Here is a 12,882-nt window from a genome sequence, read left to right as displayed (position 1 = left end):
GAGAAGAGCTCCCCGGGCCGGATTCGAACCAGCGACCAATTGGTTAACAGCCAACTGCTCTACCACTGAGCTACCGAGGAATAAACCGTCTTTAATTTATCACGTTGAACGTTGATTGTAAACGTTTTTTGTATACTTTGTAAGAGCCTGTTCAAATTCACTTCGCTTTATTACTTCAACAGTTGCACCAATAATATCTTTTATTTGAGTTGCAAAATTCTCTCCTGTATAGCCCGCATCAACCAGTATATTTTTAACTCCAGAAAGGTTTTCTTTTGCATTGTTGACCATTCTCACAGCACTGCTGCAGTCAGTTGTTCCTGCAGTTGTTACATAAATTGCATGTGGTAAACCTTGAGTATCAACTGCGATATGGCCCTGAGATTTTTTTACCAGCGTCATAGCCTTTTTCTTCAGCAGTATCTGCGTTCTTTACACTCTGAGCATCAATTATGTACAGGTTCTTATACCAATTCTCAATAATAATGAGACAAATGAAAAAGAGTGCTTTCCGCCTATAACTGGAGGTTTAAGTGAATTTATCGTATATTCTATTTGTCTTCCCAATAACGAAGTTTGGTATTAGCTATATTTCTAGCTGTAACTATAAATGTATGGATTTTTTATCGTGCCATGTTATAATTAACGTCTTGCTAAAAATTAAATATTGATGAATGAACTAAAAAAGTTAAGTATTACACAAATGCATGACGGGCTCAAAAAAAGGAGTTTTTCCGCTGTTGAACTCGTGGAGGCGCACATCAGTGCGGTTGAAAATGAGAAATTAAATGCATTTATAACAAAAACCCCAGAGATAGCAATGAAAGCTGCTAAAGCTGCAGATGAACATTTCTCTAGGCAAAAGGATGATTTAATCTCGCCGCTCATGGGTATACCAGTTGGCATCAAAGATCTATTCTGTACAAAAGGAATAAAAACAACAGCATGCTCAAAAATGCTGGAAAATTTCGTTCCGACTTACGAATCTACGGTGTCTGACTTGCTTTTAAAAAGTGGAGCAGCCATGCTCGGTAAGCTTAATATGGATGAATTTGCTATGGGTTCTGCGAACACAAACAGCTATTTTGGCCCTGTTGAAAATGTGTGGATTAGAAAAAGTGATGGGGAAAAAGTTGTTCCTGGTGGATCATCTGGTGGATCTGCAGCATCGGTTGCTGGATTTTTATGCGCTGGAGCGTTAGGAAGCGACACCGGTGGATCTGTACGCCAACCAGCAGCTTATTGTGGAGTAGTTGGAATAAAGCCAACTTATGGAAGATGCTCGCGTTTTGGTATGATTGCATTTGCGAGTTCTCTGGATCAAGCAGGAGTCATTACTCGTTCTGTCTCTGATTCAGCATTAATGCTGGAAGCAATTTGTGGCTATGATAAAAAAGATTCAATATCGAGCGAAAAGCCAGTGCCTAAATTTTCTAGCTTTATAAATGGTGATGTCAAGGGTAAGTGTATTGGTATACCAAAAGAATATAGGATGGATGGAATTTCAGAGGAAATAGTTCATAATTGGGAAAGAGTTGCTTCCTATTTAAAAGAAAATGGCGCTGAAGTTGTTGACATTACTCTGCCACATACTAAATATGCAATACCGGTCTATTATTTAATCTGTTCTGCTGAAACTTCATCCAATCTTGCTCGTTACGATGGTGTGCGTTATGGATTAAGGGTTGATGCTGATACCCTTGAAGAAATGTATTCACTAACAAGAGCAGAAGGTTTTGGTAAAGAGGTGAAAAGAAGAATTTTAATTGGCGCTTATGCGCTTTCTTCAGGTCATTATAATGAATATTACGAAAAAGCGCAGTGCATTAGAGCATTAATCAGAAATGATTTTATAAAAGCGTTTGAAAAAATAGATTACATACTTGTGCCATCTGCTCCAACAGAAGCTTTTGGCTTAAATGAAAAGCCAGATCCGCTAATTATGTGCATCAATGATGTGTTTACCGTGCCAGCAAGTCTTGCAGGATTGCCTGCTATTTCTGTTCCTGTTGGGCTTTCCAATGAGGGTTTACCACTTGCCTTGCAAGTGATTGGAAATTATTATGACGAAGCTGGAATATTAAATGTGGCAAGTTTGATAGAGCAAAATTGCGGCAGAATAATTAGACCTCTTGCGTAATCTATTTTCTGATAGTAATTTTTGCATTAAAATTTGCTTATGCTCATCAACGTACTCTATGGCTCCATTTTTAGATGAATAGCAAAAACAGGGCATATTAATCTGTTTACAAAATTTTCGTGTAACAGTTCACACTTAATTAAACAGACTAAATTCTGTAATTTTGGGATGTTGAAAAATTCACCTTACGTTGTCATTCCAGCGCATAACTGTACGAACATTGTGATTTGGGCCTACCAGAAGGGCAATGCCTCTTATCCAAGTACCCTCTTCTTGTCATTCCAGTGCTTGACACTGGAATCCAGTTTTCCATATAATCTCATCAAAAATGTTTATTTTCTAGCTACTTTTATACTTATCAACTCAGTATGCTTACTTACAATTAAAATTCCTGGATCCCAGTGTCAAGCACTGGGATGACACCCTCCTGATGGGCCAAAATCACAACGTTCGTACAGTTGTGCACGTGACGCTGGAATCTAGTCTTTATTATGCAGCCACTTATTTAAAGTTAAGTTTTCTGGATCCAAGTAGTCAAGCTACTCGGATGACACCCTCTTGGATGGAAACCAGTGTCAGCTACTTTCATGACACTATGACAACCGTCATCCCCGCTGCTTGTTAGCGGGATCTATGCTAAGAGATACCGCAAATGAATCGCGGTATGACGATCTGCGGCAGTATGACGGTTCGCGGCGGCATGACGTAGGACTGCTGTCATCCCGCTACGTGTTAGCGGATGAGATACCGCGAATGAATCGCGGTATGACGATCTGCGGCAGTATGACGGTTCGCGGCGGCATGACGTAGGACTGCTGTCATCCCGCTACGTGTTAGCGGATGAGATACCGCGAATGAATCGCGGTATGACGGTCTGTGGCGGTATGACGGTTCGCGGTGGCATGTGACGATAACCTCGTCATCCCGCTGCTTGTTAGCGGGATCTAGAGATACCGTTACGGTATGACGAGGGAGAACAGTTGCTACTTGTTAGCGGCTAAGAGATACCGCGGCGGTATGACGTAGAGTGCTTAGAAGCGGTTATTTTGCTATAAATAGCTGTAATGGCATCATCTATTTTATTGCTATCACAGCCTGTTTGTGCAAGTTCAGCATTCCCACCACAGTTCTTTTCAACTGCTATTGATATTAGTTCTTTTGCGCTAATTTTATTGATTAAGTCTTTACTTACTTTAATAATCAAAACTGTTTTATCTTTTTCTGTTGCCGTGAAAGCTATTACCATTTTTGGTTTTTGTTGCTGCAAAATAAACTCTCTTATTACATTTGCTGGAATATCAGTGAAAGTGTGGCTTATAAAATTTATCCCATTTATTTCAGTGCTTTTTATATTCTCTGCACTCACAAGCTTTTTATATAGGTTTCTTATTTTGGTTTCGGATTTTTTGTATTCTTGACTTAAAACACTTAATCTGCTTGTTATTTCACTTACTGGCACTTTTACGAATTCTGCAACTTTTTTTAAGTTAATTTCATTATCACGTACATAATTGATTGCTTCCTGACCAGTTAAAGCTTCAATTCTCCTCACTCCAAAAGCAACAGAACTTTCTGTTACTATCTTAAATAAACCGATTTCTCCAGTATGTTCAACGTGCGTGCCACCACATAGCTCTTTCGAATCTCCAATATTTACAACTCTAACCTGATCACCATATTTTTCACCAAACAACGCCATGGCTCCTTCGTCTATTGCCTGATTCATGCTTTGAATTTCTGTAGATGCAGAAAGATTTTCTCTGATTAGAGAGTTTACCATATCCTCTACCCAGAATAACTGATCTTGAGTCACTTGAGTGTTATGGCTGAAGTCGAATCTCAGTCTATCTGGTGCAACTAGGGAACCTTTTTGAGTGACATGATCACCCAAGATTTTCCTCAATGCAAAGTGCAGAAGATGCGTAGCCGAATGATTTCTTCTTAAGGTTTGCCTTCTTTCCTTGTCGATGCTTGCTGTAACTACATCACCTTTACAAATTGAGCCGAATTTAACTATGCATCTGTGCAAATATAGGTCATTAACCTTATGGGTATTCTCGACTATAATAATACTTCTACCAGGTTTGATCAGACTGCCAGTATCCCCCACCTGTCCACCTGACTCGCCATAAAAAGGTGTTTTATCAAGTATAATGATTATCTTTTCTCCCTCCTTTGCAGAATCAATTACTTCATTTTTAGAGGAAACTATAGCTAGTATTTTCGCATCACTTACTTCATTGAACTCATAACCAACAAATTTTGTTTTGCCAAATTTATTGATCAAATCAAACCATACTTGCTCAACAGATTTTTCACCAGATCCAGCCCATTTAGCACGTGCTCTCTCTTTTTGTTCTCCCATTGCATTATCAAAACCCTTCTGGTCAAAATTTATTTTTTTCTCTTTTAAAACATCAAGTGTAATATCCAAAGGAAACCCATAGGTGTCATATAGCTTAAATGCTGATTCTCCAGGCAAAGTATCGCCCGATTTTAAATCTGTAGTGAATTTCTCCAGAAGATTGATACCTTTCATCAAAGTGTCTTTAAAGTTTTCTTCCTCTGATTTTAACGTCGTTTCTATCAAGCTTTTGGCTCTGACTAATTCAGGATAAACATCTCCCATATAAGCCGAACTCGTGCTATCTATCAGCGCAGGAAAAATGCGATGGAGTAGAGAATCATTATATCCAAGCAGGTGGATATAACGCGCGGCTCTCCTAATTAATCTGCGTAATACGTAATTCCTGCCCTCATTTCCAGGAAGCACTCCTTCTGCAATGAGAAATGCAGCCGCGCGAAGATGATCTGCTACGATCTTATGCGCTATTTTATTTTCCGTTCTTCCACAGTACTCTTGAGATTTATTGATCAGAGCAGAAAATAGATCAATATCATAGTTATCATGGACATTTTGCATTACAGTAGCTATTCTCTCAAGACCCATTCCAGTATCGATGCATTTTTTTGGCAATTTGTGCAAATTACCTTCTTCATCTTTGTTAAACTCCATGAATACCAGATTCCAGATTTCAACAATTCTATCGTCGTCTTGTAAATTAAGACTCCCATGATCATAAAAAATTTCAGAACATGGACCGCATGGACCAGTGCTTCCCATACTCCAAAAGTTATCGTCCGTTGCAATTCTTATGATTTTATCACTTGAAAAGCCACTTATCTTACGCCAAATCTCGTACGCCTCATCATCAGTATGGTAGACGGTTATGGATAGTCTGTTTTTATCAAGAGATAACTCCTTAGTGATAAATTTCCACGCAAATTCTATCGCAGTTTCCTTAAAGTAATCACCAAAGCTAAAATTTCCGAGCATTTCAAAAAATGTGTGATGCCGAGTTGTATAGCCAACATTTTCAAGATCGTTGTGTTTACCGCCTGCTCTTAGGCACTTTTGACTTGAGACAGCACGTTTCATTTCAGTTTTTTGAGCACCAGTAAAAATATTTTTAAACTGCACCATACCAGCATTTGTGAACATGAGCGTTGGGTCATGTTCTGGAATCAAAGGAGAAGAAGAAACCTGCTCGTGGTCATTACTTAAAAAAAATTTTATAAATCTTTCTCTGATTTCACTTAACTTCATTATTTTTATTGAGATTATTCATGAATAATAAGCTGCAATGGAAATAAAATCAATTACAATACCACCACTCTCTAGATCTCAGAACTTCTAGTGATATGCACCTTGTGGTAAGGAAAAATCAATATATTCACGATAAATTTACCTCATATCTGTGTTTTATATGTGGAAATTGGAATGGAAATTTATGTAGGCAAAGAAAAAAGAATAGCAAATGTGGTAACTGAGCACTGGAGTGACATAAAAGGACCAGACAGAGATTGGCCAGAAAGGCACGAAATAGACACTGCAGAAATAATGGAGTCATGGCAGCATTGTTTTATCATTGAAGTCAAGGATCAAGGTTATATTTGTGAAAATGCAGGAGAAAAGGCTGTTGAATTCTATGGTTTTGAGAAAAAGACGCGCATTGATAATAAGTATGCAATTGATGCACCATTTTTGCGACTATATAAAATAGATGCAGTTATTGATAAACTTGATGCTGTAATAGAGAGTAAATGCCCAATCAATGAAGAGGAAGAAAGTGAAAGTGTTAAAATGAGGCAAGTATTGTTACCACTTGGGAATAAAGAAGGTATAACACACATATTGGGCGTAATTACTTTTAAACTCCTTTAATATACAATTTTAATTTGATTCTTTAATAAAATTATTTATACTAATGCTTAATTACTATTAAAGAACTCAATAGTAGTGCTTGTAAATTTATTTGGAATATGAAGAAAATAAAATTAAAAACCAAATCTTCTGTTAAAAAGCGCTTTCACCTTACAGCTAAGGGTAAAGTCATTTCTACTCAGTCAGGCAAAAGGCATGGCATGGTAAAGAGAAGTAAATCTAATATTCGTAATCAGCGCGGTACAACGATTCTTGGTAAATCTGACTCGCGTATAGTTAAGCTTTATATGCCTTATGGTATTTAACAAAATGGAGGTAAAATAAAATGGCTCGGGTAAAACGTGGAGTCACTACTCACGCTCGTCATAAAAAAATATTGAAACTGGCAAAGGGTTATAGAGGACGTGCAAAAAGCTGTTATAGAATTGCATTACAAAGAGTTGAAAAAGCACTGCAATATGCTTACAGAGACAGAAGAACCCGTAAACGTGATTTCCGTAGCTTATGGATAATACGTATTAATGCAGCAGCAAGAGAGCATGGGCTTACTTATGGTAGGTTTATGCATGGTCTTACACTTGCCGGCATTGATTTAAATAGAAAAATTCTTGCTGAGATGGCCGTTAATTATAAGGATGATTTTGCCAAATTAGTAGAAGCTGTAAGTGGTAAATTAGCGGAGAATTCTTAAAGCAAAAACACTTGAAAGCATGAGAATTATTTTCATGGGATCACCAGGATTTGCTGTTAATTCTCTGAGCTTGTTACTGAAATCAAAGAGCGAAGTGGTAGCAGTATACACCAAGGCTCCAAAACCTTCAGGACGTGGACAGAAGCCAACGAAATCTCCAGTACATGTTATCGCTGAAGAAAGTAACATAGAGGTATGTACTCCTATCTCTCTAAAGTTTTTGGCAGAGCAAGAAAAATTTAGAAATTTCAAACCAGACGTTGCAGTTGTTGCTGCGTATGGATTGATACTTCCAAGAAAAATTTTGAATATTCCTAAATATGGTTGTATTAATATTCATCCTTCATTACTACCAAGGTGGCGTGGTGCAGCTCCGATACAGCACACAATTTTAGCAGGAGATCAAGAAACCGGGGTTAGCATTATGCAATTGGATGAAGGATTAGATTCCGGCCCTATTTTAAAACAGGAAAAATTTCTTATCGAAAAGAACGATAACTACAAGACATTGCATGATAAATTGTCTGAATTAGGCAGTGATTTACTGCTGAAAGTGCTAAACGAAATTGAAAAACAGGTTCCCTTAAAACAGAACGATAATGATGCATGTTACGCTGACAAAGTGGAAGACTATAAAATTTATGCAAGTGATGCTTGTGAGGTTGCTTATAGAAAGGTTAAAGCGTTTTACCCAAAAGCGTTCATCAAGATAGAGAATAAACGTATCAGGATACTTGATGCTGACTTTGAAGCTCTCGCTTCAGAACAAGGTAAGATTGTTAACGATAATATGCACATAAGTTTAAAAGGTGGCACTTTAATTCCTAAAGTTGTACAAATGGAAGGGAGAAATCCTTGCAGTATTGAAGATTTTATTCGTGGCTTGAAATCAAGCATGGTAAAAAAATTTATAGAATAGACTGCTTTAAATTAGTGTAGAAATGTAATAGCTAAATTTCCTTTTCTTAGATATAATCTTAAAAAACTTTCCGTACAAAAATGAAAATAAAAAGAGCTTTAATATCAGTATACGACAAAACGAATATAATTGATCTTGCATCGTTTTTAATGCAGCAACAAATAGAAATTCTCTCAACGGGAAATACTTATAAAGCACTATCTGATGCCGGAATAAAAACACAAGAGGTCTCAGATTACACACAATTTCCAGAGATACTGGGTGGTAGAGTAAAAACTTTACACCCTAAAATTCATGGAGGAATACTTTGCAATAGAGAAAAGCACAAAACGGAAATGCAAAATCTAGGTGTTGAGCCAATAGACCTGCTTATAACTAACCTATACCCATTTTGGGAGACAGTAAGTAGCGGCTCAAATGAAGATCAAATTATAGAACAAATTGATATCGGCGGAGTGGCGTTAATTAGAGCTGCAGCAAAAAACTTTTGTTTTACTTCAGTTATTTCTAGCATTCAAGACTATGAAGCACTAAAAGCTGAGATGATAAAAAATAACAATGAAACAACATTGGAATATAGAAAACATTTAGCAACCAAAGCATTTGCTCTCACTGCACACTATGATTCTAATATTCACAGTTGGTTTTTATCCCAGAGTAAAAATAATGAGTTGCCAGAGTTTTTTGCACTATATGGACATAAAGTACAAGAACTCAGGTATGGTGAAAATCCCCATCAAAAAGCTGCATTTTATAGTAATCAATTTACCAAATATCCGCTAGAAAAAATACATGGGAAAGAGTTGAGTTATAATAATATAGTAGATATAGAGTCCGCACTTAACATAATTTCTGAGTTTAAAGAGCCTGCAGCAGTGATAATAAAGCACAATAACCCATGTGGCACTGCTGTTAGTGATAATGCTTTGGAGGCATATGAAAAGGCCCTATCGTGTGATGAAGTAAGCAGTTTTGGTGGTATAGTAGCTTTAAATCGGGAGATAGATTTAAAGCTAGCAGAAAAATTAAACGAGATATTTTTGGAAGTAGTGATAGCACCTTCAGTCAGCAATGAAGCACTAAAAATTTTGCAAAGAAAGAAAAATTTAAGAGTGATTATTCATAAATCTTTCCAACAAAATGTGAAATACCAAACTAAAAATGTTGTTGGTGGGTTTTTGGTGCAAGAAAATAATGACCACACAATAAAAGCAGAACAAGTAACAGAATGCACTACAACAGAAAAAGAAAAGGAAGATCTTATTTTTGCCTGGAAAATATGTAAACATGTGAAATCCAACGCAATAGTTATAGCAAAAGATGGTTGTGCTATTGGCATCGGTGCAGGGCAAACAAGCAGAATAGATAGTGTGAACATTGCAGTAAAAAAAGCAGGTGAAAAATGTAAAGGTGCAGTGCTTGCTTCAGATGCATTTTTTCCATTCCCAGATAGCATAGTAGAAAGTGCAAAACATGGAATTACAGCTATAATTCAGCCTGGTGGCTCGCTGAAAGATCAAAATGTGATAAAAGCTGCAAATGAAAATAAAATTGCTATGTTTTTCACTGGCGTTCGCAGTTTTTTCCATTAGGCTTTGTGTCTTATGGCTAGAGATTTTTCCATATCATACCACCATAACTGTACGAACGTTGTGATTTGAGTCCACAGGTAGAATGTCATTCAAGTAGCCTCCTTCTCCTGTCATCCCAGTGCCCAGACTACTTGGATCCAGATTGGACACTGAGCTGGTGAGTATAAAAGTATAGCTTCTACGTCATACCGTGATTTATTCACGGTATCTCACATAGATCCCGCTAACAAGTAGCGGGATGACGATTCTTCAAATCGTCAAGGTGTCATCCCAGTGCCCAGACTACTTGGATCCAGATTGGACACTGAGCTGGTGAGTATAAAAGTATAGCTTCTACGTCATACCGTGATTTATTCACGGTATCTCACATAGATCCCGCTAACAAGTAGCGGGATGACGGTTGTCAGGCTAGCTGTCATCCCAGTGCTCCTTTTTTTGTCATCCGAGTAGCCCCTTTTTTGTCATCCCAGTGCTTGACACTGGGATGACACCCTACTTAACCATCATACTGCCGCGGTATCTCTTAGCCGCTAACACATAGCGGAATGATGAAGTTATCGTCATTCCACCGCGAACCGTCATACCGCGATTCATTCGCGGTATCTCATCCGCTAACAAGAGATCCCGCTAACACGTAGCGGGATGACGGTTGTCGTTTAGCTATAAATGTTTAAGAAATTTACCAAATAAAAAAAAGGCAAAAGAAGCCCCATGGTGCGAGTTTTGACTCTCTATTACTGTAAGTGGCGCTGTAATAATGTGCTGACGCTTAAAATAAGCGCGATTTGGCTGAATGTAGAAAAAATAAAAAAGACATGCAGCCGCTATAATTTTATGTAATCCGCCAATAAATACCCTGAGTTTTTTACTGAATTTTGTCATTGAGCCTGCAGGTCAAAAACAAGTTTTGAGTCATAAATACCCTTATTGTCATAATAAGGGGGCTGGCGGAGTTTGTCAAGGAATTTTCTTATTTCATTTAAATTGCTTGTAACCTTCTTATACACTCGTCTTTACCAAGAATCACCATGATATCGATGATTCCAGGTGCATCCATTACTCCAGTTATAGGGGCACGTAATGAGTGGTATACACTGCTTATTTTCATATCATGTGATTTTGCACATTCCTTGATCTGAGAAGATAAAAAACCCTTATTCCAATTTTCATCACCGATCTTTGACAGAAATGATGCGAGTAACTTAATTATATTGAGGTTAGATTTGACAATTTGACAAGCTTCTTCACTTAAATCAAGTAGCGGATCTTGAATATAAAATTTTGCTAAATCCAATAATTCGGTCAGGTAGTTTGCTCTTTTTTTCAGCTCTGTCAGTCCCTGCAGTAAATAGCCCTTTTTTTTGTCAGTTAGAGTATTTTCTCTAAGCATTAGAGTCAGAATATCTTCATTGCTCATATTACTAATATAGTGGTTATTCAAATGCTCCAGTTTTTTGAAATCGAGCCGTGCAGGTGAACGACCAATACTTTCTAAATTAAACCACTCTATTGCTTGCTCATCGCTAATAATCTCATCGTTGCCGTGACTCCAGCCAAGTCTCAGCAAGTAATTACGCATCGCTTTTGGCAATATTCCCATCTTTTCATAATCGCAAACGCTTGTGGCACCATGCCTTTTGGATAGCTTATTCCCATCTTCCCCATGGATAAGCGGCACATGTGCAAAGCGTGGAATGTCAAAATCAAGAGCCTGATATATCAGCAATTGCTTGAAGGTGTTAGTTAGGTGATCAGAGCCACGTATTATATCAGTTATCCCAGCATCATGATCGTCAACCACTACGGCAAAAATATATGTTGGAGTGTTGTCAGAACGTAGAATCACTATATCATCAAGCTGCTCGCTACTTACTTTGATTTGGCCGTATATTTTATCATCAATGACGATCTCTTGCGAGTCTGGCACTTTGAAACGGATAACTGACCTCACACCCGATGTCATTCCAGCGCGTGACCACATATTTTTTTCTGGATCCCAGTGTCGAGCACTGGGATGACAAGAAGGAGGTTTTGTAGTACATTTATGCTTGTATATCTTGCCCTCTTCTCTTGCTTTTATTTTCTTTTCTGCAACTTCATCTTCAGGGCAGTAACAGTGATATGCCCTACCCTTTTCAACTAAAAGATTTGCAACTTCAATATGTCTAGCTATTCTTCTCGATTGATATATTATTTCTCCATCATAGTTTATTCCAAGCCATTTCAGCCCTTCTATAATTGCATCAATTGCTTCTTGTGTTAAACGTTTTCTGTCGGTGTCCTCAATCCTTAGCAAAAACCTGCCACCATGGTGCCTCGCGTAGAGCCAATTAAATAAAGCAGTACGAGCCCCTCCAATGTGCAAAAACCCTGTTGGCGATGGAGCGAATCTCGTGACTACGTCTGGCATATTTGTCTATTACAGTAATGTAAATGATGATAGCTAAAATTTATGCTTGCAACAATGTGGAATTTATTTATTCTGAGAGATAAGATTTACTTGTTTTTCATAAGTTATGTTGTATAATTTATTATTGGTTAAATATAGCGAGGTGAGTTATGGATGGACTTGTAGATATAGCAAAATTGCTTTCAGATAATGAAGATAATGTCAGTTGGCGTTACACCGGCCCTTTTGATAAAACAAAACAAATAGTATGGGCAGATAATCTCTTGCATCTAGCTGCAAGAATACCAAAAAAAGATAAATTTGTAGACATTTGCAGGAAGAACATTGCTTCTGTAGCTGCGCATAATGAATATGGAAATAATCCATTTCATGAAGCAGCAAGGAGTGGGATTTTGCTGCCTGCAGTAAAAGAGATTGTGCATTACTTAGAGACGGAAGCTGATAACAAAATTACAAAAGCAGAAGAAGCTGGAGATCGGAAAGAAGTAAGCAGATTGAAAGAGGAACTCAAATGTAATAAAAAATATATTAAAGATGCGCTCTGCAGTAAAGACCATGCTTTTAATAAGAAAAGGGAAACTCCTCTTTATTACTTAGATGCTGCACAACAGAAAGAAATTAAGCAAATCGCAGACATAAAAGACAGCTTTATATGTAATCAGAAGTTTCACCTGTGTTTATATATAGTAGGGGCTATAGCGTGTATTGCTGCCTTGTGTTTATCTTTATATTTTCTGTATCTATCTTCTCAGACTTTTGCACTAAGCTCGATGGTTGCAATAGCTTCTGGCGGAGTCACATACCTGTCAGTTAAGGCATGTAACGAGATACATGCCTTGCATAACGAAAGCACTTTAGTGGAAACTAATGTACAACTTGCAGGAGAAGGTTTGGGTGTTTGATGA

Annotated in this window: 10 protein-coding genes, 1 tRNA gene and 1 pseudogene; 7 read left to right on the top strand and 5 right to left on the bottom strand. The window is 37.6% G+C overall.

Annotation, left to right across the window (positions count from 1 at the left end):
* Nucleotides 1–8 precede the first annotated feature (8 nt).
* Together AAGD99_RS01185 and AAGD99_RS01180 are read right to left on the bottom strand one after the other, a co-directional pair.
* Nucleotides 9–80 (bottom strand) — tRNA-Asn (locus AAGD99_RS01185).
* Nucleotides 81–156: 76 nt separating this feature from the next.
* Nucleotides 157–454, bottom strand: a pseudogene (locus AAGD99_RS01180) (transposase); the annotation flags it as partial.
* A gap of 216 nt (nucleotides 455–670) precedes the next feature.
* Between AAGD99_RS01180 and gatA the strand changes: the two are divergent.
* A complete protein-coding gene (gene gatA, locus AAGD99_RS01175; RefSeq protein WP_264688431.1) occupies nucleotides 671–2,140 on the top strand; it encodes an Asp-tRNA(Asn)/Glu-tRNA(Gln) amidotransferase subunit GatA in 1,470 nt (489 codons plus the stop codon).
* A 997-nt stretch (nucleotides 2,141–3,137) separates the two neighbouring features.
* On the opposite strand, the gene alaS is transcribed toward gatA, so the two are convergent.
* Nucleotides 3,138–5,747, bottom strand: coding sequence for an alanine--tRNA ligase (alaS, locus tag AAGD99_RS01170; protein ID WP_341822359.1), 2,610 nt, complete (start codon nucleotides 5,745–5,747; stop codon nucleotides 3,138–3,140).
* 174 nt (nucleotides 5,748–5,921) lie between these two features.
* Between alaS and AAGD99_RS01165 the strand changes: the two genes are divergently transcribed.
* From AAGD99_RS01165 to purH, 5 genes are all read left to right on the top strand, one after another.
* A complete protein-coding gene (locus AAGD99_RS01165; RefSeq protein ID WP_253309455.1) occupies nucleotides 5,922–6,365 on the top strand; it encodes a PAS domain-containing protein in 444 nt (147 codons plus the stop codon).
* A 98-nt stretch (nucleotides 6,366–6,463) separates the two neighbouring features.
* Nucleotides 6,464–6,670, top strand: coding sequence for a 50S ribosomal protein L35 (gene rpmI / locus AAGD99_RS01160; protein ID WP_015589253.1), 207 nt, complete (start codon nucleotides 6,464–6,466; stop codon nucleotides 6,668–6,670).
* Nucleotides 6,671–6,690: 20 nt separating this feature from the next.
* Nucleotides 6,691–7,056, top strand: coding sequence for a 50S ribosomal protein L20 (gene rplT / locus AAGD99_RS01155; RefSeq protein ID WP_064125369.1), 366 nt, complete (start codon nucleotides 6,691–6,693; stop codon nucleotides 7,054–7,056).
* Nucleotides 7,057–7,075: 19 nt separating this feature from the next.
* Nucleotides 7,076–7,975: a methionyl-tRNA formyltransferase gene (gene fmt / locus AAGD99_RS01150; protein ID WP_341822358.1), complete on the top strand. Its 900-nt coding sequence runs from the start codon at nucleotides 7,076–7,078 to the stop codon at nucleotides 7,973–7,975.
* An 80-nt stretch (nucleotides 7,976–8,055) separates the two neighbouring features.
* A complete protein-coding gene (purH, locus tag AAGD99_RS01145) occupies nucleotides 8,056–9,567 on the top strand; it encodes a bifunctional phosphoribosylaminoimidazolecarboxamide formyltransferase/IMP cyclohydrolase (protein ID WP_341822357.1) in 1,512 nt (503 codons plus the stop codon).
* 660 nt (nucleotides 9,568–10,227) lie between these two features.
* Here the strand turns inward: purH and AAGD99_RS01140 are convergent.
* Complete coding sequence (locus AAGD99_RS01140; RefSeq protein WP_341822356.1) at nucleotides 10,228–10,449, bottom strand: hypothetical protein; 222 nt, start codon at nucleotides 10,447–10,449, stop codon at nucleotides 10,228–10,230.
* 97 nt (nucleotides 10,450–10,546) lie between these two features.
* Nucleotides 10,547–11,977: a glutamate--tRNA ligase gene (gltX, locus tag AAGD99_RS01135; RefSeq protein ID WP_341822355.1), complete on the bottom strand. Its 1,431-nt coding sequence runs from the start codon at nucleotides 11,975–11,977 to the stop codon at nucleotides 10,547–10,549.
* 149 nt (nucleotides 11,978–12,126) lie between these two features.
* On the opposite strand from gltX, the gene AAGD99_RS01130 reads away from it, so the two are divergent.
* Complete coding sequence (locus AAGD99_RS01130) at nucleotides 12,127–12,879, top strand: ankyrin repeat domain-containing protein (RefSeq protein WP_341822354.1); 753 nt, start codon at nucleotides 12,127–12,129, stop codon at nucleotides 12,877–12,879.
* The last annotated feature ends 3 nt before the right edge of the window (nucleotides 12,880–12,882 follow it).

The organism is Wolbachia endosymbiont (group A) of Clivina fossor, from assembly GCF_964026865.1.
In the GTDB taxonomy this organism is placed as follows: domain Bacteria; phylum Pseudomonadota; class Alphaproteobacteria; order Rickettsiales; family Anaplasmataceae; genus Wolbachia.
The sequence above is the reverse complement of the archived record's forward strand: the minus strand, read 5'-3'. Positions and strand labels throughout refer to the sequence as shown.

Bases quoted from the DNA above. Each gene is read 5' to 3' on its own strand.
- gatA (WP_264688431.1), top strand. From the start codon at position 671: ATGAATGAACTAAAAAAGTTAAGTATTACACAAATGCATGACGGGCTC.
- alaS (WP_341822359.1), bottom strand. From the start codon at position 5,747: ATGAAGTTAAGTGAAATCAGAGAAAGATTTATAAAATTTTTTTTAAGT.
- AAGD99_RS01165 (WP_253309455.1), top strand. From the start codon at position 5,922: ATGGAAATTTATGTAGGCAAAGAAAAAAGAATAGCAAATGTGGTAACT.
- rpmI (WP_015589253.1), top strand. From the start codon at position 6,464: ATGAAGAAAATAAAATTAAAAACCAAATCTTCTGTTAAAAAGCGCTTT.
- rplT (WP_064125369.1), top strand. From the start codon at position 6,691: ATGGCTCGGGTAAAACGTGGAGTCACTACTCACGCTCGTCATAAAAAA.
- fmt (WP_341822358.1), top strand. From the start codon at position 7,076: ATGAGAATTATTTTCATGGGATCACCAGGATTTGCTGTTAATTCTCTG.
- purH (WP_341822357.1), top strand. From the start codon at position 8,056: ATGAAAATAAAAAGAGCTTTAATATCAGTATACGACAAAACGAATATA.
- AAGD99_RS01140 (WP_341822356.1), bottom strand. From the start codon at position 10,449: ATGACAAAATTCAGTAAAAAACTCAGGGTATTTATTGGCGGATTACAT.
- gltX (WP_341822355.1), bottom strand. From the start codon at position 11,977: ATGCCAGACGTAGTCACGAGATTCGCTCCATCGCCAACAGGGTTTTTG.
- AAGD99_RS01130 (WP_341822354.1), top strand. From the start codon at position 12,127: ATGGATGGACTTGTAGATATAGCAAAATTGCTTTCAGATAATGAAGAT.